The sequence below is a fragment of the Sphingobium chungangianum genome, from assembly GCF_977014255.1.
Genome location: NZ_CDRNIV010000006.1, coordinates 1,612,354 through 1,636,065, shown reverse-complemented (window position 1 = coordinate 1,636,065; position 23,712 = coordinate 1,612,354). Strand labels below are relative to the sequence as shown.

Annotated in this window: 22 protein-coding genes and 1 tRNA gene; 7 read left to right on the top strand and 16 right to left on the bottom strand. The window is 63.0% G+C overall.

Going from position 1 to position 23,712, the window contains the following annotated elements:
• Positions 1-319 precede the first annotated feature (319 nt).
• From ACWNC0_RS15110 to cofC, 5 genes are all read left to right on the top strand, one after another.
• Positions 320-2,782 carry a TonB-dependent receptor gene (locus ACWNC0_RS15110; RefSeq protein WP_449472721.1) on the top strand — a complete coding sequence of 821 codons (2,463 nt, stop codon included), beginning with the start codon at positions 320-322 and terminating at the stop codon, positions 2,780-2,782.
• A gap of 270 nt (positions 2,783-3,052) precedes the next feature.
• A complete protein-coding gene (locus tag ACWNC0_RS15105; protein WP_449472720.1) occupies positions 3,053-3,895 on the top strand; it encodes an NAD(P)-dependent oxidoreductase in 843 nt (280 codons plus the stop codon).
• Positions 3,896-4,152: 257 nt separating this feature from the next.
• Positions 4,153-4,911, top strand: coding sequence for a coenzyme F420-0:L-glutamate ligase (cofE, locus tag ACWNC0_RS15100; RefSeq protein ID WP_449472718.1), 759 nt, complete (start codon positions 4,153-4,155; stop codon positions 4,909-4,911).
• Complete coding sequence (gene cofD, locus ACWNC0_RS15095) at positions 4,908-5,840, top strand: 2-phospho-L-lactate transferase (RefSeq protein WP_449472717.1); 933 nt, start codon at positions 4,908-4,910, stop codon at positions 5,838-5,840. Before cofE ends, cofD begins: the two co-directional genes overlap by 4 nt.
• Positions 5,841-5,843: 3 nt before the next feature.
• Complete coding sequence (gene cofC, locus ACWNC0_RS15090; protein ID WP_449472715.1) at positions 5,844-6,419, top strand: 2-phospho-L-lactate guanylyltransferase; 576 nt, start codon at positions 5,844-5,846, stop codon at positions 6,417-6,419.
• Positions 6,420-6,523: 104 nt separating this feature from the next.
• On the opposite strand, the gene ACWNC0_RS15085 is transcribed toward cofC, so the two are convergent.
• Genes ACWNC0_RS15085 through ACWNC0_RS15075 form a run of 3 tightly spaced genes read right to left on the bottom strand, consistent with a single transcriptional unit; the run spans position 6,524 to position 8,670 of the window.
• Positions 6,524-7,120: a GntR family transcriptional regulator gene (locus ACWNC0_RS15085; RefSeq protein WP_449472713.1), complete on the bottom strand. Its 597-nt coding sequence runs from the start codon at positions 7,118-7,120 to the stop codon at positions 6,524-6,526.
• Between the two features lie 12 nt (positions 7,121-7,132).
• Positions 7,133-8,038: a phytanoyl-CoA dioxygenase family protein gene (locus ACWNC0_RS15080; protein ID WP_449472711.1), complete on the bottom strand. Its 906-nt coding sequence runs from the start codon at positions 8,036-8,038 to the stop codon at positions 7,133-7,135.
• On the bottom strand, positions 8,038-8,670 hold the full coding sequence (locus ACWNC0_RS15075) for an acyl-homoserine-lactone synthase (protein ID WP_083536050.1): 633 nt from the start codon (positions 8,668-8,670) through the stop codon (positions 8,038-8,040). Before ACWNC0_RS15075 ends, ACWNC0_RS15080 begins: the two co-directional genes overlap by 1 nt.
• Positions 8,671-8,851: 181 nt before the next feature.
• On the opposite strand from ACWNC0_RS15075, the gene ACWNC0_RS15070 reads away from it, so the two are divergent.
• Positions 8,852-9,127 (top strand): HU family DNA-binding protein, encoded by a 276-nt coding sequence (locus ACWNC0_RS15070; protein WP_449472709.1) that lies wholly within the window; start codon positions 8,852-8,854, stop codon positions 9,125-9,127.
• 4 nt (positions 9,128-9,131) lie between these two features.
• On the opposite strand, the gene ACWNC0_RS15065 is transcribed toward ACWNC0_RS15070, so the two are convergent.
• The 13 genes from ACWNC0_RS15065 to ACWNC0_RS15005 all read right to left on the bottom strand — a co-directional run bounded on the left by ACWNC0_RS15065 (position 9,132) and on the right by ACWNC0_RS15005 (position 22,163).
• Positions 9,132-9,569 (bottom strand): CopG family transcriptional regulator, encoded by a 438-nt coding sequence (locus ACWNC0_RS15065; protein WP_449472707.1) that lies wholly within the window; start codon positions 9,567-9,569, stop codon positions 9,132-9,134.
• Positions 9,566-11,545 carry a conjugal transfer protein TraG gene (locus tag ACWNC0_RS15060; RefSeq protein WP_449472705.1) on the bottom strand — a complete coding sequence of 660 codons (1,980 nt, stop codon included), beginning with the start codon at positions 11,543-11,545 and terminating at the stop codon, positions 9,566-9,568. Before ACWNC0_RS15060 ends, ACWNC0_RS15065 begins: the two co-directional genes overlap by 4 nt.
• A 22-nt stretch (positions 11,546-11,567) precedes the next feature.
• On the bottom strand, positions 11,568-13,292 hold the full coding sequence (locus tag ACWNC0_RS15055) for a relaxase/mobilization nuclease domain-containing protein (protein ID WP_449472704.1): 1,725 nt from the start codon (positions 13,290-13,292) through the stop codon (positions 11,568-11,570).
• 178 nt (positions 13,293-13,470) lie between these two features.
• Positions 13,471-14,163, bottom strand: a complete 693-nt coding sequence (locus ACWNC0_RS15050) for a lytic transglycosylase domain-containing protein (RefSeq protein WP_449472702.1) — start codon at positions 14,161-14,163, stop codon at positions 13,471-13,473.
• Entirely contained in the window at positions 14,160-14,705 is a 546-nt protein-coding gene (locus tag ACWNC0_RS15045; protein ID WP_449472700.1) for a S26 family signal peptidase, read from the bottom strand. Before ACWNC0_RS15045 ends, ACWNC0_RS15050 begins: the two co-directional genes overlap by 4 nt.
• Positions 14,702-15,499 carry a DUF2840 domain-containing protein gene (locus ACWNC0_RS15040; protein ID WP_449472698.1) on the bottom strand — a complete coding sequence of 266 codons (798 nt, stop codon included), beginning with the start codon at positions 15,497-15,499 and terminating at the stop codon, positions 14,702-14,704. Before ACWNC0_RS15040 ends, ACWNC0_RS15045 begins: the two co-directional genes overlap by 4 nt.
• Positions 15,496-16,365 (bottom strand): replication initiator protein A, encoded by an 870-nt coding sequence (locus ACWNC0_RS15035; RefSeq protein ID WP_449472697.1) that lies wholly within the window; start codon positions 16,363-16,365, stop codon positions 15,496-15,498. Before ACWNC0_RS15035 ends, ACWNC0_RS15040 begins: the two co-directional genes overlap by 4 nt.
• 2 nt (positions 16,366-16,367) lie before the next feature.
• On the bottom strand, positions 16,368-16,637 hold the full coding sequence (locus ACWNC0_RS15030; RefSeq protein WP_449474631.1) for a helix-turn-helix transcriptional regulator: 270 nt from the start codon (positions 16,635-16,637) through the stop codon (positions 16,368-16,370).
• A 309-nt stretch (positions 16,638-16,946) separates the two neighbouring features.
• Entirely contained in the window at positions 16,947-18,794 is a 1,848-nt protein-coding gene (locus ACWNC0_RS15025) for a ParB/RepB/Spo0J family partition protein (protein ID WP_449472695.1), read from the bottom strand.
• A gap of 93 nt (positions 18,795-18,887) precedes the next feature.
• Positions 18,888-19,304 (bottom strand): DUF2958 domain-containing protein, encoded by a 417-nt coding sequence (locus ACWNC0_RS15020; protein ID WP_449472693.1) that lies wholly within the window; start codon positions 19,302-19,304, stop codon positions 18,888-18,890.
• Positions 19,301-20,338, bottom strand: a complete 1,038-nt coding sequence (locus ACWNC0_RS15015) for an ArdC family protein (RefSeq protein ID WP_449472692.1) — start codon at positions 20,336-20,338, stop codon at positions 19,301-19,303. The genes ACWNC0_RS15020 and ACWNC0_RS15015 overlap by 4 nt, the downstream gene beginning before the upstream one ends.
• A gap of 919 nt (positions 20,339-21,257) precedes the next feature.
• Positions 21,258-21,554 carry a DUF736 domain-containing protein gene (locus tag ACWNC0_RS15010; protein ID WP_449472690.1) on the bottom strand — a complete coding sequence of 99 codons (297 nt, stop codon included), beginning with the start codon at positions 21,552-21,554 and terminating at the stop codon, positions 21,258-21,260.
• A gap of 526 nt (positions 21,555-22,080) precedes the next feature.
• Positions 22,081-22,163: transfer RNA gene (locus ACWNC0_RS15005), tRNA-OTHER, on the bottom strand.
• A gap of 170 nt (positions 22,164-22,333) precedes the next feature.
• On the opposite strand from ACWNC0_RS15005, the gene ACWNC0_RS15000 reads away from it, so the two are divergent.
• Positions 22,334-23,647: a tyrosine-type recombinase/integrase gene (locus ACWNC0_RS15000; RefSeq protein ID WP_449472688.1), complete on the top strand. Its 1,314-nt coding sequence runs from the start codon at positions 22,334-22,336 to the stop codon at positions 23,645-23,647.
• Positions 23,648-23,712: the final 65 nt, after the last annotated feature.

Genomic DNA, 23,712 nt, shown 5'->3' with positions numbered 1-23,712 from the left:
TGTTCCTCCCGCAGTCGCGTGATTTGGCTTGTCCTGATGGGTCGCTTTTATAAGCCTGACTATGCAAGCTCATCTGCGTCCCGTCGACCGGCAATCATATTATGCAAACGGGACATCCCATCGCGAAACCGTCATCGCGTTCGAGGTGGTTCAGTCCAAGCGACTTCCAAATCATCGCGAAGAGGACATTAGTTTGATCGCCGGCATGACATGGTGCCCAAGCTGGTTCTCCATGCGCGTTCGTGAATGCTAGCCCCTTCCCGCATGGTCATGAGGTGAAAAGCATCCTGACCAAATTCAAAATCAGAGAGGGGATGACATGGCTTCAGGTAAATGGCTTCAGACGACCACATTGGCGAGCTTGTCCGTTTTTTCCGCAACTGGTGCGCCGGCAATGGCGGCGGATCAGACCGGGCCTGCGGGGATCGAGGACATTGTCGTCACCGCCCGGCGGACGGAAGAAAATCTCCAGACCACTCCGGTCGCCGTTACCGCGCTTTCGACCGAAATGATCAAACAGGCGCAGGTCGGCGATGTGGCAGGCCTGCAGCGCACCGCGCCCAGCTTGTCGATTGCGACCGGCGCGCCCGGCGGCTCGGGCTTCGTCTATATCTCGATCCGCGGCATGCCGGCCTTGAACCCAGGCGTCGCCAACGATCCTTCCGTCGCGACCTATGTCGATGGCGTCTATATTCCGCGCCCCTCGCAGGGTTCGGCCGATCTCATCGACCTGCAGCGGGTCGAGGTTCTGCGCGGGCCGCAGGGCACGTTGTTCGGCCGCAACACCACCGGCGGCGCGCTCAACATCGTAACCGTCAACCCGACAGGCGACTTTGAAGGGCAGTTCCGCCTTCAGGGCGGCAACTATGATTATCGAAACGTCAACGCGGTTCTGAACGTGCCGTTGATGGGCGAGGAACTGGCGGCGCGCTTCGTCTATGATTTCGTAGACCGTGACGGCTATGCCCGGAATGTCACCTCGAACACCGACCTCAAGGACCGCAACAGCCATTATGCCCGCGCCAAGTTGCGCTGGGCGCCCGCCGACAGCAACTGGTCCGCCACGCTTAGCGGCGATTATAATATCATCAAGGACCATGGCCAGTTCGTTGGTCTTGCAGCGGTCAATCCGGGCGCAAGCGCCGCGACCAGCGCGATCAATGCGGCAACGCCGTTGGCGCCGTATCTGCACACCAAAGCCAACTGGTACGATGCCTATGGCATCCCTTTCAGCACCAACCCGCCGGTCGGATCCAATTATGGTTTTCTGACCGCAGGCGGCAGAGACGCCTATAACAAGCTGGAAGCCTATGGCGGAAATCTGACGATCGATGGCGAAATCGGGTCCGTCAATGTGAAATCCATCACGGCCTATCGCTACAGCAACGCGATCGGTCTGAACGAACTCGACGGCACACCTGCTGTGATTCTGGCCGCCGAAAGCGCGTATAAGTCGGATCAATATTCGCAGGAACTCCAGTTCTCCGGGGAATTGGGAGACCGTCTCAGCTATATTCTGGGCGGTTATTATTCGACCGAAAGCGGTCGTGAATCGTCCGTGGCGCAGACATTCGGATCCTTTGCGCCGGCGGCGCCCGCGCCTAATTTCGGTTTCGGTCTGAATTACGGCACAGTGAAAAATGTTTCGGTCGGTCTGTTCAGTCAGGCCTATTACCGTTTGACCGAGAAGATCCGCCTTACAGGCGGCGTCCGCTGGACGTGGGATAAGCGCGAGGTTGTTCTGTTGAACAGGACAAACCTAGCCGCCAACACCTGCGCGGCCGAACTGGTCTCGAACCCCGACTTCGTCCCGCCCTGCAGCCTGCCGCGCTCGGTCAAATATAATTACCCCGCCTGGACTGCAGGTATCGACGTGGAAGTTACCGACAGCCTCTTTGCCTATGTGAAGACAAGCGCGGCATCCAAAGCCGGCGGCTTCAATATGCGCAATGGTTCGGCGGCGACGCCGCCATTCAAGCCGGAGAAGGTGAGAGACGTCGAACTCGGCCTGAAGTTCAACACATTGGATAACCGGCTCCGTATCAACGCGGCTGCCTTCTACTCTTGGCAGTTCGACGTCCAGCGCAATGCGTCCGACTGCATCACCCCTCCGGGGGCGCTCGCCTGTACCACCACGCAATTCCTTCGCAACGCTGGCGATGCGCGCGTCTATGGCGGCGAATTGGAAGTCAGCGTCGTTCCTTGGGAAGGTATGCTGCTTTCGGGCAATCTCGCCCTGCTCGACGGCAAATATGTCGCGGGCAGCTTTATCGAACAGCAACAGTTCGTTCCTGTCGCCGGCGCCAACGTGTCCGATTGCGTCGCCGGCACGGCGGCGGGCTCGGTCCGTTGCTCGGTTGATCGCAGCGCGGAGGCGCTGCCGCAGATGCCCAAGAGGCAGTTCGGCATCTCGGCAACGCAGAAGTTCGCTACGTCGGTCGGTGAACTGTCGATCCATGCGAACTACGCCTATATCGGCAAACAGAATTTCGGTCTGTTCACCGCCGATCCGCGGCGTGCGCAAAGCTATCGGGATGCGATCGTCGTAGCCAATCGGATCAATACCGTTTCGGGATATGGCCTTTTGAATGGACGCATCGCCCTGCAGATCGAAGATCCCGATCTGGAGCTGTCGATATTCGCCCGTAATATCGGCGGAAAGAAATATGTAACCCGCGCCTTCGCCGATCAGTTGCCGGCATTGGGTACGGCGATCGACTATATCGGCGATCCTTTTACGTGGGGCATGGGCGCGACCTATCGTTTCGGACCTAAAAGTTAGGGTGGGGTTCTGATCCTGGGGGATGCCGCCCAAAATGAAGTGAAATCCCCCTTGCCGGACGCGGGCTGCATCACCAGCGATCGGAAAATCGAGAACTCGAATTGCGGGACCCGGCCTAACGTCGATCTAACATGCCGAACCCTTGCCGAGACCTGCCATGGCGGTTCTGCAATGCTTTGGGCAGTTATGCTGCCCTCGATTGGGATTTACGAGCCGCGATCTGCGTGGTTACCTCATAGGCGAAGTTGGAGAAGGTCTGAGGGATATTTCATGGCAGAGAGCATAAAAAAAATTGGTTTCGTCGGTCTCGGTAGCATGGGCGGCGATCAGGCGCGGGAATTGGCCAAGCTGCCGCTCGATCTGACCGTTTATGACCTGTTTCCCGAGGCGTTGGCGAAGTTCGAAGGCCGCGCGAAGCTGGCAAGCTCCCTGGCGGAAGTCGGCCAAGATGCTGACGCTGTCGGTATCTGTGTCCGGGACGATGTGCAGGTGCTCGAATGTGTCAACGCACTGCTGCCAGCGATGAAGCGAGGCGCGATTCTGCTCATCCACAGTACGATCAAGCCGAAGACCGCCAAGCACATTGCCGAACGCGCGGCGGCCCAGGGTGTGGACGTCATCGATGCTCCGGTTACACGCACCGAGATGACCAAGGATGGCCCCTTTGTTTTCTGCATGACCGGTGGCGACGAATCCGTCGCGGTACGCGTTCAGACGGTGCTCAACGCCTTTTCGACGAACACGATGCATATCGGCCCGCTTGGATCCGCGATGGCGCTCAAAATCTGCAACAACCTCGTCTCCTGGTGCGGCATCATGCTTGGCATCGAGGTCGCCAATGTGGCAGAAGCGTCGGGCGTGCCGATGGACAAGCTGCTGACCGTGATGAAGCGCAACGGCAATCTCACCCCGCCGATGGCCGGCTTCATCGACTTCCGGAATAATCCCGGCGACGCGGCGCGGCGCGCCTTCTTCGCGAGCCAGGCCGGAATCGGCGAAAAGGACCTAGCGCTCGCGGAAGAATTGGCGGCGGGCGCTGACGCCGCTTCGCCGATCACCAGCCATACCAAAACGCTGCTCAAGACGACGCTCCTCGCAATCTGCGAAAGCTAAAAGCATCGCGTGCAGAATTGGAAACCGGTTTCCCATTACAAGCGAAATAGAAATCTGGTTCTCGATGCGGTCTGGTGAAATGGTTTGGGAAATTCGGGAGCCGAGCTGAGCATGTTCATTCCATAAGAACGACGCTGCCGTTCACGGTTCGCCGCGCGGTGGTTGCGGGACTGGAGATATGAGATGTGGGCTGCATGCAACGCCATTCGGGTCATCGAGCGGCTACCCACCAGAGCCCGCGCGCGTTACAGCGCGCTATGATTGCGATTCATCCGCTGGCTGGCATGCCGGAGATATCGGCCGGTGACGATCTGGCGAAGCTGCTGCGGCAGGCGCTGGAGGCTGCGGGGCTTTGGCCCGTGCACCAGGGTGACGTGCTGGTCGTCACCCAGAAGATCCTGTCCAAGGCCGAAGGCCGCATGATCGATCTGGACGCGGTGCAGCCCAGCCCGGGCGCGCTGGAGCTGGCAAACACGACGCGCAAGGATGCGCGGCTGGTGGAGTTGGTGCTGCAGGAGAGCAGCGCGGTCGTCCGCGCCGTGCCCCATGTGCTGATCACTCGCCATCGGCTGGGGCATGTGATGGCGAACAGCGGCATTGACCGGTCAAATATCGGGCCGGGGGGATCGGAGCGCGCGCTGCTGCTGCCGGTCGATCCTGATGGGTCAGCGGCAGGGCTGAGCAAGGCGCTTGCAGGGGATAATGGGATCGCGCCAGCGGTCGTCATATCCGACAGCTTCGGACGCCCTTGGCGATATGGTGTGGTTGGCGTGGCGATCGGCGCAGCAGGCTTGCCTGCGCTGGTAGATCGCCGGGGTGACGAGGACCGGGACGGTCGCCGGCTGGAGGTGACCCAGATCGCGCTGGCCGACCAGATTGCCACGGCGGCGGCGCTAGCCACTGGCGAGGGAGCAGAAGGCATACCTGCAGTGCTGATCCGCGGCTTGCCGCTGCCTGATGGCGACGCGCCCGCCATTGCGCTGGTGCGTCCGCTGGAAGAGGACCTGTTCCGATGAGTCGCATCGTCGTCCTGACCGGAGGCGTAGGCGGAGCCAAGTTGGTGCTGGGGCTCATGCGGGTGTGCCCACCCCAGAATATCACGGCCATCGTCAATACGGGCGACGATTTCCGCCATCTGGGGCTCGCGGTTTCGCCGGACATCGACACGCATCTCTACACGCTCTCCGGCAAGTCCAACGCCGCGCAGGGATGGGGCCGTGAAGGCGAAAGCTGGAGCTTCATGGATGTGCTGAAGTCGCTCGGCGGCGAGGATTGGTTCCTACTGGGCGATGGCGATCTGGCGCTCCATGTGCTGCGCTCGCACCTGCTGGCGAATGGGGAAACATTGAGCGCCGTTACCGCGCGCTTCGCAGCGGCCTGGGGGCTCGGCCTGACCATCCTGCCGATGAGCGATGACCCGGTCGCCACTCACTTGACGACCGATGAAGGTGACTTGCCCTTCCAGCGCTATTTCGTCCAACGCCGCTGCGAACCGGCCGTGCAGGCGATCCGTTTTGAAGGTGCGGAGCGCGCGCTCCCGGCGCCGGGCGTGATCAAGGCAATCAACGATCCGGCGACCCGCGTCATCTTGATCGCGCCGTCCAATCCCTGGCTGAGCGTCGATCCGGTTCTCGCCGTGCCTGGAATCAGAGAGGCGCTGGCGGCCGCGAAGGCGCCAGTCGTGGCCGTCTCCCCCATTGTTGGCGGGCAAGCGGTAAAGGGGCCGACCGCGAAGCTGATGGCCGAACTGGGGCTGGCCATCACCAACCAAAGCATTGCCGCCCATTATGCGGGGGTGATCGACGGGCTGCTGGTCGATGAGCGGGACGATGCGGCGGACCTTTCCATTGCCCATGACGTCACCGACACCTTGATGAAGACGATGGAGGATCGGGAGAGGGTCGCGCGCGCCGCACTGGCGCTGGCGGACCGGATCGCCGGTTGAGCCGTGCGCTGCTGGGTCGTCATCCCGATCAAGGCGCCTGAGGCGTGCAAGACGCGGCTCTCCCAGGCCTTGGGCGACGCCGAGAGGCAGGTGCTGGTGGCGGCGATGCTGCGTCAAACGGTTGCTGCCGCGCAAGCGGTGGCCGGGCGGGAACAGGTGCTGCTGCTGGGGCCGTCGCGCCACGGGCTGGACACGGACGTAGGACTACTTGCCGATCCAGGACGAGGGCTCAATGCAGCGATGTCGAGCGCGCGGGACGTTGCCATGGGGGAGGGGATCGGACGATTGCTCCTCCTGTCGGCCGATCTGCCGGCGATCGAGCCTGATGATGTGGCGGCGCTGATCGATATACCTGCAGACGCGATCGCTGGTGGGCCGGACCGAGCGGGCGTGGGCACCAATGCGCTATCTCTGCCGTTACCCGCAGCGGCGCAATTCCGCTTCCGCTACGGTGATGGCAGCTTTGCCGCGCACCGGGACGAAGCCGTTCGGCTTGGCCTGCCTTTTCTCACCATCGACAGGCCGGGCCTGGGTCTGGATATCGACCGGCCCGACCAGGTCGCGCTCTGGCAGAGCTAGTCGACGAATATCCTACTTGGCCCAGCAACGCTATGCCAGCTCGAACTGCGTCCCGTTCGCGTTCTTCCGTGATCGTGCCTCTCTACACTTAGCGGCGAGTAAACTTATCGCTTGAGCATCTGGATATAGCGGCTGGCCATTCGCTTGCGCCGCCGATGATAGCTTCGAACGAGTGAGGCCAAGCGCTTGATGTCATTCAGGTGGAACGCCTCTGCGAGCATGGTGACCTCATGTGCGACATCGCCGAAGATCCCGTCTTCCGTTGCGCGGAGGGGAGCTAGGCGATCATTGTTTGAGGCGATGGCAGCAACAAACTCACGATTTTCGTGCCGGTTGGCCATCCGAAGGAAAAGATCTGCTGTCCGCTCCGCTATATTCATCGGGTCGCTTCGGGAGGCAGGCTCATCTGGGTTCGGCAAATTCAACCGTAGCACATGAAGAAGGATATGGCCGTTCCATTCCAGAAGTTCACGAATGGTGGCCTCATCAAGCGTCGGTACAGAGAAGCCGTCACCCGGGGACACTCGGACGAGCCGCTCTCCGGCAAGACGATTGAGGACGTCTCTCACCGGCGTCATGCTAGCATGAAGTTCATCGGCGATGCGTGAAGCCTCCAAGCGGAATCCCATGGGATAGTGTCCTGCGCGCAATCTCGCCTTCATCGCCCGATAGACTCGCTCAAGGACAGGGGCGGGGCTCATCGGGGTTCAGCCTCAAGGGATATCCAGCCACGGCCGAACCTCTCCACTGCGCTGTCTTGCCAGAACATCTTCAACCATCGTCTCCTGGTCTGGCAGCAGGGCGTCAATGGGGCCGTGAAGAGCGGAGGGGGCATCGTCCAATAGTATTGAAGGGCAGTGTCCCTCGTAATTCCCAAGATTGGGTCGGTGTTGGAAATAGCCCGCCAAAGCCGCCAGCTCGATGCTGAACGTCCGGGCGATCTCAGGCGGATAAGCAAGCCAGAGATTTTCATAGGGTTTGAGCCATCCGAGCGAATAACCAAATATGACCGCTCGTCGCGCAGACGAGCTCATATTGGCCCCGGCACCGTGAAGGGTGGACCCCAGGAAACAGATGGCTGATCCGGGAAGGCATTCGGCTATGACCGGCGGGGTGGGGTGACTTTGCGTCATGCCGTGGGCGCCATGGCTGTGCGGGTAGAATTCCGTGGCACCATTTTCCCTCGTGAAGGGCGAAAGCGGCCAGATGACATTGACCAGATATTCATGCCTCCCTTTCTCGCCTTGCCACATGTCGTGATCGCGATGCGGAACCTGGGTCAGCGCGCCTGGATGAATTTCGATCGCCTGTGCAACGTTCAGTTGGATGCGGTCACATGCCTCGCCCAAAACGGCATTTGCCATGTCGAGAAGGACAGGGTGGGTGACGAGGTCGGCGGCATGGGGTGAGCGCCTCAGCAGCGAACCAAATCTCTTGGTCCGCTCTCCGTAGAATCCTCCTTTGCAGAAGGGCGCTGCTGAAAAGACCGGCGACAGATCCGCTTCCAGCGCTGCTATTTTCTCGAGCGGCAGAAGGTCAGGGATGATGCAATAGCCCTGCTCCAGCAGTTTCTCTGTCCAAGCGGCGGCATCGACCGTCACAGACGGTGATTGGGCCATCACGCGCGCTCCTCCGCAACAGCTGCTGGCTGCTCCGGGAGGCGCGACGGTTCGTACACGCCCGCACGCTTCAGTCCGGCAATGGTGTCGTCATCGATCTCGATATGGATCGCGACCAAGGCCTGGCCTGCTACGGAGGCCACTGGTCCCAGGGGCTTGCAGCGCCACCCGAAAGTCATGATCTGCTCGGACCAGGCTGGCTCAGCCACACCGGTAAAGCCAGTGAGGTCATGCGCGAGCCCATATTCCGCCAGGGCGGTCACGAGCTGATTGCGTGCAAGGCGCCGCGCCGCCCCTCGGTGGTGCCGGCTCAGGCAGAAGCGCGTGATCTCTCGGACCGCCGGCCCCGAGGGCGGCGGCGCCGCGCAAAGCATGGGGAAGCAAGCGGAGAGAAGATGATCCGTGTCGGTTGGAAGTAGCCGCGCCGAGGCGCGGTGCGCACCGTCCCGGTCGGTGAGTATCACATATTCGGCGCCGGGCCCGTCAAACTGGTCAAGCTCATATTCCCCGGCAAGGACGGGCAGGTCCCAGCCCAGCAAATCGATGAACACTTCCTTGCGGGCCCTGAACATCGCGCGCATCGCCGCGCCCTCTGCGCCGTAAATCATGCTTTTGTTCGAATGTTCGAACATGTCCACCTCCCTTGTTGGAGAGCGAAGCGGACCAGATCAGCCGAAAAGCGGCCATACCTGGATATTGGTATAGCGCTCACTTCCAGGATGCTCTGGCGCGGATGCCTGCCGATTCGGCCTCGACCTTCAGAGCATCGTCTGGCACCTGGAAGTCCCGAAATTTCTTGATGAAAGGGTAACAATGACCGGAACCGAATTGATCGAGGCTGTCGCGGCGGCGCAGGGCGTGACGAAGGCTGACGTCAAGAAGATCATCGACGCCGCATTGGCCGCCATTGCCGATGCGGCCGTCCGCGGCGATGAAGTGTCGCTGGCTGGCTTCGGCAAGTTCAAGATCAAGCAGAGCGCTGCGCGCGAAGGCAAGAATCCGCGTACGGGGGAAAGCATGACCATCGCAGCTTCCAAGAAAGTCAGTTTCCAGCCGGCCAAGGCCCTCAAGGACAAGGTAAACGGCTGACAGTTCAAGCGTCCGGGGCATCCTCGCCGTGCGGCACGATGTCCCGGGCAATCTCTTCGCTCAGACGGGAGCCCCGCTCGAGCCGACGCGTCAGCGCCTCGACAAACGACTCCCAGCGCGCCTTGCCCATGGCGCGCGCCGACGCCGAGGCCTCGTCGGGCAGAGGAGCCGTGTGGATCAGCCAGGTGCGAATGAAGAGCGCTAGCGTTTCCGCTACGACATCGCTGCGCCAGGCGGCCCGATCATATTGCCGGGTCAGCCGATCCAAGCGGCGGCTGATGGCCGCCTCTATCCGGTCAGAGCCATCGGGAGAAAAATAGCTGGCGAGCGCCCGAGCCACCGCATCGGACTGCGATATCCGCTTCATGCGCGCGAATTCGCTTAGCTGCCGGGACTGGCCGGGCGCGAGCCGGATCGTGTGCCTAATGGTCTGACGGCTCATATCTCTATTCCATCCTCGGGATCCATGGATGCCTGTCGTGCGGCGCGCGCCGCACGCCGCGCCAAAGCTTCGCGTGCGAGGCTTGCGTCGTCAGGCGCATCGTCGAACAGAAATTCATTTCGGACCTGTGCGGGCCTCTTTGAAGGCGCCACATCTTCATGCATGCCCAGCGCCGGTTCCCGCCTGATTCCCCCGTTAGCTGCGTCGGTCGTAGGTCCGTGTGAAATCGGCGGAGCCAACGGCCGAATGGGCGCTTGCATCGACCAGTCGTCCCTCACCACGCCGGGAACTTGTTCGGGCTCTAATCTGGGCGGGGGCAGAATGCGCGCCCGGAAGCGGGGATCGGAATAGTAGCGCGCCTTCTTGGCTCGGATCGGCGGTGAACCCGCGACCATGACGATCTCGTCCCCAGGTGGCAGTTGCATGATTTCCCCGGGGGTCAGCAACTGGCGGGCCGTCTCGCTGCGCGACACCATCAGGTGGCCGAGCCAGGGCGAGAGTCTGTGGCCGGCATAATTTTTCATGGCCCGCATCTCTGTCGCCGTTCCCAAGGCATCGGAAACACGCCGGGCTGTCCGCTCGTCATTGGTAGCGAAGCAGACGCGGACATGGCAATTATCCAGGATCGCGTTGTTCGCGCCATAGGCCTTCTCGATCTGGTTAAGGCTCTGGGCGATGAGGACGCTCTTGATACTGTAGCCCGCCATGAAAGCGAGGGCGCTTTCGAAAAAATCGAGCCTGCCGAGCGCCGGAAACTCGTCGAGCATCAGGAGCAGCCGCTGGCGCCGTCCGCCACTGTCGAGGTCTTCAGTGAGCCGCCGCCCGATCTGGTTGAGGATGAGACGGATGAGCGGTTTCGTCCGGCTGATGTCCGATGGTGGAACCACGAGGTAGAGCGTCGTCGGGACTGGACCAACAAGATCGGCAATGCGCCAGTCGCAGCGGGCGGTAACCTTGGCGACAACAGGGTCGCGGTACAGCCCGAGGAACGACATCGCCGTCGAGAGGACACCCGACCTTTCATTCTCACTCTTGTTGAGCAACTCGCGCGCGGCGCTGGCGACGACGGGATGGACGCCCTCCTTGCCCAAGTGGGGCGTGGTCATCATGATCCGCAGCGTCTTCTCGATCGACCGTCCGGGTTCGGACAGGAGCCCGGCGACACCGGCGAGCGACTTGTCGGGTTCGGCATAGAGCACATGGAGAATGGCTCCAACGAGCAGCGAATGGCTGGTCTTTTCCCAATGGTTGCGGCGTTCGAGCGAGCCCTCCGGGTCCACCAGCACATCAGCGACATTCTGGACGTCACGCACTTCCCCAGGGCCCCGCCGGATCTCCAGCAGGGGATTGTAGGCGCTGGAGTCAGGCGATGTCGGGTCGAACCGCAGCACGCGGCCGTGCCGGCTCCGAAAACCGGAGGTGAGTTGCCAATTTTCCCCCTTGATGTCGTGAACCACGCAGCTGTTAGGCCAGCAAAGCAGCGTCGGAATGACAAGACCTACGCCCTTGCCGGACCGGGTGGGCGCAAAGCAGAGAACATGCTCTGGGCCGTCATGACGCAGATAGTCACCGGCGCTACGGCCAAGGACCACGCCATGGGGCGAGAGCAGGCCTGCGGCCCGGATGTCCCTCTGGCTTGCCCAGCGCGCCGATCCGTAGGTTTCGGCGATCCGGGCTTCCCGCGCCCGCCAGACCGACATCGCGATCGCCGCGCAAACGGAAAGCAGGCTGCCTGAGGCTGCAATCCACGCGCCGGTCACGAATATCTCTGGCGCGTAGGCGTCGTAGCTGAACCACCACCAGAAAAAGGCAGGCGGCGGATAGAGGGGATAGCCCGCGACCGCAAACCACGGCGAGCCGAGCGCGTCCTGATATCCAAGTGCAAAAGCCGTCCATTGGGTCGCGCCCCACACGGCGCCGAGCGTGAGCAAGCAGACTAGGGCGACCTGACCCCATAGGATGCGCGTGGCTGACATGCGAACCTCCTTTCATCTCGGTTCAAAGGGAGAGGCTACGGGAGCGTCCGAGGGTCCACTCGACGCCACCGGCTGGCCGCATCGTCCCTGCGACATGCTCGCCGAGATGCCCGTCCAATGCTGGACGCCAGGGCACGAGCTGGAACCCCATGCCGTCATCAATCATCGCGAAGCGGCCCGAGGCGAGGGTCACGCGTTCGCGATAGGTGCCCGATATCAGTTCGCCTGCCTCTGCGGACTGCGGGCTGAGGCCCGATCGCTTCGCGATTGCGGCAGCCGCTTCGGTAAGATCGCGCTCACGCAAATGGGCGAGAAGGCGAGGGGAGAACAGCAACTGACCTGCTTCTCGCCACGCCAGATTCTCGTTGATCAGATGATCCGCTCGCGCCGCCATTGCGACGCGCACCTCCCCGCCGAAGCCGCCTTGCGCGAGCGGCGCGTTGCCGATCAGCTGCCGGTCGAGCCAGGTAGCGCCGCGCGCGCTGATCTGTTCGCCAAGCGTGAGGTCGGAGCGAACGGCGAGCGCGGAGCGGGGCCTGCCATCGCGACCCTCCCATCGCCGCAGTTCGACAATGGCGCCGGGCGGTGCATCGCCTGTCCACGCAAGATCGGAGAAGCGCAGATAATGGGTCCGGCCATCGACCCCTTCGACGATGGCGAAGGCGCTGCCCGACAGCTCGTCGGCAAGGCCGCGGGCGGCAAGGCGACCCATGACATGGCCCTGTGCCTGAGGTTCGTGCAGCGCAAAGTCTGTCGGACTGACCACGCGTCCGGCGTGGGTCAGTGTTCGGTGCATCGTCTTGATGACGTCGCCACGGAGACCAAGCTCCCGCAGCGTCGCTTCAAGGTCGGGGTTGATTGACCAGCAGGCTGGCGCCAGCGGTTCGGCGAGCCCCCATTTTTCCAGTTGCATGGCGCGGCCGATGAGCCGTTGCGCGTAGGCGCCCGGACCCGCCTGTTGCCTCAGATCGAGCAACCCCGCTGTCTCTTGCATGATCGAGAGGATCCGGCGATCAAGGCTTGTCCAATGCTCCGCGCCAACTTCCCGGTCGAGCGCCGCGGCAATGTCCAGATCGGAGCGGGGGCCCAGTTCGAGCGTCACCCGGTTCTGCGCGCGAAGGCGCATGTCCTCGCGAATGTAACTGCGGTCGATCACGAGGTCGGTGCCGTCTTCGGCGACGCCTCGCAGCAGGATGTGGACATGGGGATTATCGGTGTTCCAATGATCGATCGCGATCCAGTCCAGTCTGGTGTCGAGGTCGCTTGCGACGTCTGCCATCAGGTCCCGGGTGAAGCCGCGCAGGTCGTCCATTTCGGCGGCATCTTCGGGTGAGAGGATGAAGCGAAAATGGTGCCGGTCTTCGGCGCAGCGCTGCGCAAAGGCCTTGGTGTCGACGCCGTCGCCCGTCGCATCGAACATGTCTGGCTCCTGCCCCTCCTGGCTCACCCCCTCGCGCTGAAGGTAGGAGAGGTGACGGCTCATGGGTGCGGCGCGGAACCGAAGACCTTTGTGGCGGACGATCCGTGCCTTGATGATGACCCGCCGCGCATGAGGGTTCGCGCGGGTGGGGAGACCGGCGCGTGCGCCCCGCCCAGTCCAGCCGGTGCCGCTGCCCGCACGTCCCTTGGCCAGAAAGCCTGCCTTTGCCGCCGCACGGCGGACCTCGCCCATGAAGGAGAGGGGCCGGGCTCCGCTGTCGCGTGGTCCCGAAAGGCGGGGACGAAAGCTGTGGTCGTCCCTGGTCATCGGAGGCAGTTCCTGGGCTGGGCGGCCGGTGGCGTCGCCTTCATCATTGAAAATGCTGGGAAAACGGATCCTCCCGACGCTGCCGACAGGGAAGGACCGTCGCGGAAAATGCCTGTCTGACAACCCTTTAGCAGGGGTGTGACGTCACCCCTTTTATCTCGCCATGCGCTTTTCTCCCTCATGGCCGCCTGCTCCCCACAACGACAAAGAGGTCATGCCCGGGGGCTGCGCGAGAGAGCGCGGTCGGGGAAGGGAAGGGAGAAGCAGGCCCCGGCTCGTCAGCGCTCGTCGATCCGGCGGCCGCCCCACCGCGCGCGAATAGCCCGGACTGGCGCCAGTCGGGCGTGCTCCTTGCGCGCACAGGCAGCTCTTGGGTGGCGATGTGGGGAGAGAGCCGAGCGACATAGTCGCGGGTCTCTGCGGGAAGGGGGCGCCCCATCCGCAGCCATTGTTCATAGCGGCCAGGCCCCGCATTATAGGCGGCGAGCATGCCGTTTGGACCATAGCGATCCAGCATCTCGCGCAGATAGGCAGCGCCTGCCAATATGTTGTCGCGCGGATCAAAGGGGTCAGTTCCAAGACCGTAGCGGGCGCGCAGCGCGCGCCAGGTTCCCGGCATGATCTGCATGAGGCCGATGGCACCGGCGGGCGAGACGGCGGAAGGATTGCAGCGGCTTTCCTGGTCCATGACGGCCCAGATCCAGCGCTCCGGCAAAGCCGAGCGTGTCGCCGCTTCGGCAACATGGGTGCGCAAGCGAGACAGGCTAGCGCTGTCGCGACATGGCGGTTCCGTTGCGTTGGAGGGCGATGACTGCGGGAGAAGGATGAGCAAAGTGGCGACAGCGCGAGTGCCTGTTGGGTGCAGCCTCATGACGTGGCTCGGCTCCATGCTCCAGCGCCGATCCTGCTCGGCCAGGTGAGTAATGGCGTCGCTGTGCCTATGAGGCCGTCGCTGGCGATAGGCCCGAAATAGCGGCTGTCGAGGCTGTCGGGGGACTCGGCGTTGAGGAGGAATATCTGTCCCGGCCTCATGCGATGGCACCCTGTCCACACCGGCAGGGGTCGACCGAAGCGATCGGTTTCCAGAGCGAGCGCGACGGCCTTTCCCTCGACCCAGACCGTAGCGCCGGACCGGCATATCGTCTGGCCGGGCAGAGCCCTTACATGCTTGAGCAGCGGTACGCCCAGCGGCAGATAATGGCGGCGCGCCATCCATGTGGCGAGCGGCGCAGGCGGCGTGATGAATATCATGTCGGAAAGGCGCGGCGTACGGCCGGGGTGAATGCGGTAGAAGCCCGTGGGTGCGCTCGCGCTCGCATTCCATGCGAGGCGCGGAGCAATGTCGAAGAGCAGCGAAGAGGCCGGGCCAAGCGCCGCCAAAGCGGTCATGAGAAGAATGGAGCGCGCCTTCATCGCGATCGCTCCATCGCTGTCGAGCGGGCGACAAAGGCGGCGTGGCGTTCGCGCGAATAGAGGCGTGGCGGCAGGTCGGCGGCAAGCCGATTGTGCACATGGCGCCAGTGATCGGGCGCGGCGCTCCGCGGATCGATGCCAAGGCTTCTAATCGCGGCAATGGCTTCGAGCACGGCGGCGACCTTGGTCCAGCCCCGAACGCTGAGCAGAAGAACGCCGCCCGGCAGCACATGCGGAATCGTGGTATAGGCTTCATCGGCGCGGACGGTCAGGAAGATGTCGAGGCGTGATATCGATGTGCCGCGTCGGTCCAGCGTGCGGCGGCTCAGCGCTACGCACTCGCCTGGTGGAAAGCTCACGAAATGATCCTGTCGATCGGCGACTGCCTCATCCAGGGGCCGGCCGAAGAGCAGCTCGTCTTCGATCCGGCCCTCGATCCATTGCAGCTGGACGCGGGTCAGAGGCTCGCCGTGGCCAGCGACGTTACTGCCGCTTGCGAACAATGGGCGGCCGCCTTTTACGCGCGCGCGCCGTTTGACGGATGGACGCCACGTGGCGCTGTTCATCGGCATCGGAAAGAGGGAGCGGTCGCGCCGTGCGACGCCGGTCCGTGCTGCCCCAAGCGCCAGCCAGGCGGTTAGAAAGGATCGGCTGATCCTTTTATTAGCATGGTTAAGCCACTCGGCGGCGGCGGTTTTTCCGCGAGTCGCGCGGAAAACCTGTTTCCAATCGGCCGAGCTTCGCGTTTCCCTTAGGCCGAGTTCCGGCGTTTCCAAAAGGCCGATGCCGTTCATGCTCTGGACCTCCGGTCGTGCCGGACTCGCCGCATGGCCTGTCGGATCGGATCGACTGGTTCAGCCACGAAGTGCAGCCGTTCCCGCCCCTGCATGGTTTCCAGGGTGAGCCGGTAACCGGGGAGCGGTTGCGCTGTGACGATACGGCGCAGGCGAAAGGCGAAATGCCGCCTGGGTTCGAGCATCCCCGATTTCAGATACAGATGGGCGACATCAAAGCTCCAGCCGTTAAGTTGCCGACCGCCATGCTTGCGCACGATGCGGTAGAGCCATCGTTCCAGGCCGCCGGTCAGCGAAAAATAGGCAGGATCGATGGTGAGGATCAGGGCCCGATCGAGGATGCCGGCATAGAACCAGTCAGGCAGGATCAGTTCGATGCCGACCGGGCGGCCGGAGGCGTCGAGACGCTCCTTCCACTCGTTGATCCATGAAAATCGATGCCGTCGGCGGCCATCGCTTTGCCGGATGGAGGTTGCGACGGATGTGGATTGCAGCCGATCGAGCGCCGCCTTCAAGCGGCCATAATGATCGCCCCCTGCGCTGCGCCGGATGAACCGCAGGATTTCGTGCGGCGTTGCGGCCATCAGTCGCGAGGTCGGGCGTCCCATGTCTCGGGCTTCGACGATCTGGCTTGCGGCCCAGATGAGGATATCGGCGTCCCAGATGGTCGCCATGCCATGCTCATGGGTCGCTTCCACATCGATCCATGTTTTTCCCATGGTGAAGCGGATGGGCGCGGTACGTTTCCGCTTGGCCAAGCTGAAAAAGGGCCAGGACATGAGATCCTGCGCGTCGCGCGGCGCGATGTCGCCGGGACCGGGATGGAACAGCTCGAGCTGGCGGGCGCGCGGCGCGGCGATAGTCATGGTCAGCGCCGCACCGGACCATCGTTGCGCATTCGCCTGGCGGGGTGGATCGTCCCGGTGCCGGGATCGGAGGTGGACCGGCGTGTCCCGACCTCGGCCCAGGCATCGAGGTCGGCAAGGGCGTAGACGATGCGGCCGCCGAGCTTCCGATAGATCGGACCGGTGCCGTAGCAACGATGCTTCTCAAGGGTGCGGGCGGAGAGGCCGAGATGCACGGCAGCATCGGGCGTTCGCAAATAGCGGGGGCGTACGGGATCCATCGGCGGCTCCATCAAGGGCATGAGCAGCATGGGCCGCTCGCGGTTGGTGCCGGACAGATTGGACAATCGCTGGTGGGGCGGAACTCCCGGACTTTGGGGATGATTGTTCCGCTGTCTGGGGGAGGAAGGCCAGGGACGCTCCCGTCATTGGGGCCCGGCGCTTGCAAGCGAGAGCTCAATTCCGGGAAGACGGTAAAGATGGCCGACGATAGCGCTGCCCCGAGCGTTCACCTGCTGGGGGAAGAGCGCTGTGCGCCTGGCGGCAGAAGGCCGGCCACTATTTTCAGAAGGAAGCCGTCGCGACCGGCGACGGCCCATTTTTTAAGGGGCAAGGAGACGGGAGGCGGCGTCAAGCCGCCCCCCGGCTCCCTCACGCCGCCAAGGGAAGGATTGGCGTGATTCCCCAACGCCACGCGCCTGATCCGTACTGGTGCGCGCGTAGGCGTCAACGGTCGGAACGCCGCCGCGCCCGGTATAGGCGCTGGGCGGGAACTGCATCCACAGGGGCACCCAGCGATCCTTCTTGTCCCGCCCGTTGGCACCCCCGAGATGATCTTGGACAAGCGTCCGCAGGACTTTTGTCTTCTCACCTGCGTTTGCGACAGCCACCGCGCTTCCGCCCACATCGCCCAGCAATGCGCCCAGCACTTCGCGGTCGCGGATAAGCTCAAGAAAGACCGTATCGGCTTCCCACCAGTCCGCCATGTCGACCTGCATGTGGAGGCCGAGCGCTTCCATCACGGGGCTGCCGCTGGCGAGCGCTTCGCCCATGACGATTGTGACGACGCGCAGGACATCCTCATCGGAAAGGGTCAGCAGGCGAGCAAAAACGGCGGACAACTGGTCGCGCGCCATGCCTTTCTCCTGATCGTCCTGCGTCCCCTCAAAAGACCCGTCGATCACGGATGGATCATCGGCGCAAAAGCCGAGCAGACCAAGCACGGACCGGCGCTCGCTGTCGAAAGCCGTTTCGCCGACCGAGGTTTCGAAGCTTTCGCACAGCGCGTCGCTGCGCGTCGTCTGCGGTTCGGGGGACACCCTGAAAAGACGGGAGCCCGCGATGGCGTGCGCCGCCATCAGGCGCAGCGCGACCTGCCCATGCCCGATCAGAGCGGCCCGCACGGCGGCATGGCGGTGAAGATTGACATAGTCACCCATGGCCGAGGTCAGTTCGGGCCGGGCAACTTTTTCGCCGGTCGCGCCACTGCCGCTATTCCGCCGAGCGCGATCCGCTTCCTTCCGGCTGAGATAGCCCTCATGAAAGGCAACCTCGCCATTGGATCGCACCACGATATAGACGCGCCCGCCGCCCCGCTTGCTGGTTTTCTCATGTTCCCACTGGTGGAAATGCTCGGTTGGCGGAACGATGACGGCATCGCTCCACCCCGCGTCCAAATAGCGCTCCCTGCGCTTTTCAATCACCCTATTCTGCTCTGTCCAGAACAGGTCCGCGTCAGCGAAATAGCGGTCCTCACCAAAAAGGTCGCCAAGGATCGTGCCCGGGAAAGCGGCCAGGTCGAAAAGGGCGTGACGAACCGGAATGGCCTGACCGCCGAACAGCCAGCCTTTCAACTGATGTCCGACCGGGGCGTGACGATCGGGATCATCGAGCAGCGCGAGCCACGCCCTCTGCTGGCTCTTGGTCGCGAGCGTCAGATGGCGCACGGTCGTGGCGTCTATGTCGTCGCGCCGATAGAGTTCGCGAATGCGGGGCAGCAGGTTGCCGAGCGCAAGGATGCGCCGCACCGTCAGTTCAGGCAGACCGAATGTGGACGAAAGATCCTCGAGCGTCCGCCCCTGCTTCACCAGCCGCACAAAGCTCTCCCAGCGCGACACTTCGTCAGGGTCGAGGCGGGCGAGATTTTCGATCAGCGAGGCTTCGAGCGCTGCGGCATCGTCTCCTGCCTCTATGATGGCGGCCGGCAGGCGGGCGAGCTCGGGGTCGGCACCCTCCTCCTGGCACGCGAGTTGCGCTGCGTGCACGCGCCGCCTTCCTGCAACGATTTCGAAGCGGCCTTCTTCGCTGCCGGGCCGGAGGATCACGGGGACGATGACGCCGCGCTTGCGGACCGTTGGCAGGAGATCGGAGACGTCCGGGTCCCTGCGGCTGTGCCGCATGTTCATGACACACACATCGATATTGCAAAGGTCGATAAAGTCGAGTTTCATCGGTCTGGCTCCTGATGGAGTGCCGGTTCCGTTATGCGTTGGACTGCCAGACGGAACCGGCTTTCTTCGAAAAGACGGCAAACGGCCGCCGCGTCAGCCGCCGTGCGAGGGCGGAAGCTTGTGGAAGCGGGAGGATGCCCGGTTCAGGAAAGTTTCGGCTTGGATGATCGAGCCTGTGCGCCGGGCGGTCTGCGCCCATGCGGACAGAGGAAAGGGCGCAGCAAAGCCCAGGTCCCGTTCGATGCGACGGCCGAAAGGCAGACGGATCGCCTCGATTTCCATCAGCGAGAAGCAGCCCAGTTCCGGGCACCCAAAGCCAAGGTCGGCGAGGCCGAAGAGGGTGTCGCCGTCCTCATACAGTTCCGTCGCCAGCCAAGTCGCTGCGCCAACGGGGTTGAAGAATTTGACGACCGGGGCGGGATCATGAAGCCGGTCATCATGCTGAGCCTCCATGCTGACCGCGAAATTGGCTGACAGCGCGGCGCGGAGTTCGGGAGTGAGGAGGATCATGCGGCCAGCCTCCCGTCGCAAACGGCTTGTCCAGCCTCCCGATGCCGCGCGAGCAGCCATTCAGCAGCTTGGCTTGCCTGTCGGGCTGCCCGGAAGATGGCGCGTCCACGCGGGCCGGTGCTGCCGCGCACCGCGGGATCGTCGCTCATGTCGCCGCGCAACACCTCCAGCCATGATCCGATATAGTCCGCATGACGCACGGTCGGAACGATGCCCAGCGCCGCGCACAGGAAAGCCGATCCCATTTCCGCGACCAGTTCCTCGCGGGCATAGTCCTTGGTCCCGAAGCTCGTCCCGAATGTCCGGGCAAGACGCTTGCGATGGCCCGTCGCGTGAATAAGTTCGTGCAGACAGGTGCGGTAATAATCGACCTGCGCATAGAAAGCCGGTTGCGGCGGCACCTGCACAAAGTCTTCTGACGGAACATAATAGGCCTCGTCGCCGCCGATCCGGAATTCAACGCCGCTGGCGGCGATCACCTCCTCGGCGACCGGGATGATCTCACGTTCCGGGAGGGGAAGGGGATCGCGCGCAAGGTCGGGGTCAAGCCCCTCGCATTGCGCTACATTGAACAGGGTGAAGCGTTTGAGGAAGGCTATGGTCCTGGCTTGCCCACCTTCCGCAGCGACCCGCGCCTTCTCCTCGTCGGTGACGAACCGGTCGGCATAGGCGACCATCGTCCCCTGTTGGCCCTTGCGAACATTGCCGCCTGCCTGCAACGCTTGGCCATATGTCAGCCAGCCCTGCGAGGGCCAGCCGTTCGTGATGACCGCGCCCCAGAGCATGAGAATATTGACGCCCGAATAGGGGCGACCGGTGATGGCGTTGCGGGGCAGAGCAGGTCCAGCGCAGGCGGTGCTGTCCCATGGCTGAACCCATGGCAGGCGTCCCTCTTCCAGCTGCGATATGATTTTGGCTGTGACCTCCTCGTAGAGGCTTTTGCGGTTGGTGCCTTCACCATCTGCTGCCCGCAACTTGCGTCCCTTCCTCGCTACGGGAGCGGAACGGGCCTTTTCTTTGATTATCTGGTTCATGCCTGTCCTCCAAGCCTGCCCAAAAACCACAAGGCCTCCCCGGAAAGCGAGGGTGGGCGGCGATGAGCGGACGGGAAGGCCCGCTGGAGCGGCCGGAGGCACCTGCAGGGGCGCAATGCACATGGAGCACCCCAAGGGTAGCGCCGGGGTTGCCGCAGGCCGCGGCGGGACTATCCGGGAGCGACGCCCGCTCCCGCGTTTCGGGAGAGGCCTCATCATCACGCCGTCGCGGCAAGCGCCGCGGCGACCATGGATAAGCCCGGTCCACAGGACGGGGCGTCGCGCCAGTGATCGTAACCGCAGGCCAAGACCCGGAGGGGCTTGGGGGCGAAGCCCTAGAGCACGGTCGGAAGGAGGCGCCGGAGTAACGCTCTTTACGGAATGGACCTCACGAGAGGACGCTGCGGCCACGAGGGGATTGGTGGAATCTCACCTTGGAAGGTTGGTAGGCATCTGTTCGCATCTTTATGCTGGGCAGCATCTTTGCAAACATCCATGCCGAGGCGTTCGGTCAGGCGAATTTTGCCAGCCCTGTGCGGCCGTGGCGATCTTATCGAGATTGTCGGCCGGCTGGATGAGCCGTTGGCTTGAAGATTGGCCCGACGATCTTGCGCCATGCGTGCATGGGGCGCCCATGGTCGTGAATCAACCGGGCTATAACGTCGGCCAACAGACCAGCGGCTATGTCCTTGTCCATCGGAGGACATGCCGCCGTCCGCAGGAGGGCGGCCATGAGAACGCGGCTCAAAACGTCAGCATGACCTGACCCGTCGGGGCTGTCTGCATGATGATCTATCCCGTGGGGTGAAGCAAGTCTCTATGGTCAGGGCATTTGGCTCAGGACGGAGAGCAGCGCTCCATCTCGCTTCCTATGCTCCACGCGAAGTGGGCGCCCCGGGTTTGCGGGGCGCCCCTCGGCTTATCGTGACCAGATGAGGTCGCAGGGCTTGCCATCCTCGCGCAGGACCAGCGAGGCGTAGACCGGAGCGGGGAAGCTTGGATCGTCAAATTTGCACGATAGATACTCCGATCCTGCGGCGGAGACCTTCTGCCAAGCCGCGCCGACATCAGCATCGCCGGCGTAGAAGCGGTAGTCGGGCGCCTGGTCGGTTTCCTTCTCTGCCGGACGGAGGGTGACGCCGATATCGAGTGTCAGCGTCTTGATGGTGCCGGCAAAGCCAGCCTGGGTCTTGGTGAGTGTACCGATGATAGCCATGTTCATTCTCCTTTGCGGGAGGCCGCGCCCTTCGCGACCTCGATGGCGCCGGGAGGGACGGAGGCGCGGTGACCGCATGCGAGACGCACCGCAGCGGCAGCGAAGGACCCGAAGCGCCGGCATTTTGTTTCGCGATGCAAAGCCGGCACGGCCGGCGGCGGGAAATGGCGCAAAAGCGCAGGGTTGCAGTCCAACCGCGAAGGCGCAGCCGGCTGCGGCCAGGGCAGCCATCCTAAGAGAGGTCGAGAGGGGCCACCCGACAGGTTCGTGAACAGGTGCGTGGCCGCTCGGGCCGGCGTTGGATCGGGCGCAATTGGCTGACGATCAATAAAGGTATGGCTTCCACCCTATGAAACTGGTGGTTATTGCCTTGCCGAGTGCCGTGGAGCGCTAAATGCCGCAAAGGCCATAAGGTGGCAGAGCCGCGCAGGTGTACGGAACGTCGGCGAAAGCGATTACGTGGCGATTACGTGGCAAGGCCGCGCAATCAAAATTGCCGAGAATATTCTGCTAACATGTTGAAAAATGGTGGACGCACTAGGGCTCGAACCTAGGACCCGCTGATTAAGAGTCGTTTTGAGGCGATTTTTGCTGACTCTCCGGACGTCCAAGATCGTCCGCCAATGTCCAGCGACATGCAAATAAGATACTGACTATCCTAGATAAAGTCAACGGGCCTATTCTCTTTGCGTCCAAATTCGTCTATCATGCTTTCCGGCTGATCGGCCGCCTGGTGGAACCTATACGGAACCTATAGCGGCGGTCCCGGAGAAGGAAAAATGGCGGAAACCCTGACCAAAAGGGCAATCGAGGCCCTGATTTCACAGGCCAGAAACGGCGGAAACGGGCAGCTCGAATTGCTCGATGATCGCGAGCCCGGCCTGCGCTTTCGCGCCGGCGAACGCTCGGCAGGGTGGTCGCTGCTCGTCCGGCTCAAGAACGGTCAGCGCAGCCGGATCAAGCTCGGCCCCTGGCCGGGCATGGGGATTTCGGACGCGCGCAACGCTGCGCGCGAAAAACGCCTCGAGATCGGCAAGGGCAACGATCCGAACGAAGAGAAGCGCGCGGCCGTCCGTGCCGCGGCGCTGGAGGCGCGTAACCGCACAACCCTCACAGCTGTCCTCGACGACTATGAAACGCTCGTGCTTTCGCAGCATCGACGGGGCGCCGCGACCCGTCGGGCGCTCGACGGCAAGAAGGGGCTGCTCACCACGCTGGGCAACCGCAAGCCGCGCACGATCTTGAAGGAGGAAATCGGCGACCTTGTGAAGAAGCATGCACGTTCGGCGCCGATCTCGGCCAATCGCAAGCTCGCCTATGCGTCGGCCTTCTTCAACTGGTGTGTCGGTGAAGGCGTGCTCGATGCGAACCCGGCCGAGAAGATCCGCAAACCTGCGCGCGAGAATGAGCGCGACCGCTTCCACACGCTTGAGGAGCTGCGGGAGATTTGGACCGCGACGGGCGAACTCGGTTATCCGTTTCAGCAGCTCTACCGGCTGTTGATCGTCTTGCCGATGCGCCGTGAGGAGGTCGCGGGCATGCCGATCGCGGACCTGGCGCTGGGCGATGATGATACGCCCGACCAGGGCGTGTGGATTTTACCCGCGGGACGAACGAAGAAGGCGAACGCGCTGCGTGTGCCGCTGTCGTCGCTTGCACGCGCAATCATCATCGAGGCACTGGAGCATGAGGATCGGCCGAAGGCTTCGAAGCTGCTTTTCACCACGACCGAGGAGACGTCCGTCTCTGGCTTCACCAAGGCCAAGCGGCGACTGGACCGCCGGATACAGGAGAAGCGTCTTGCGATGGCCGCAGAGGAGGGGAGAGACCCGGAGACGGTCGAACCGATGCCGCATTGGACCGTCCACGACCTTCGGACCACGTTCAACACCCATGCTTGCGAGATTTTAGGGGTTCCGCCGCACGTGGCGGACCGCATTCTCAACCACGTCGCCACCGCCACGCGATCGAAGATCATGAGGGTCTACAACAAGTCCGAGCTTTTCGGGCCGCGCCGGAAAGCGCTGTGCGATTGGGCGGAGCTTCTGCACGACCGGGTCGGTGTGCCGCGTCCGACGCAATCCGCCGCTTGAATTCGAGAAGACCCCGCTGCGCACAGTATCTCGTTCTCGGGCGCATCTATGTTGTGCTAGCCCGA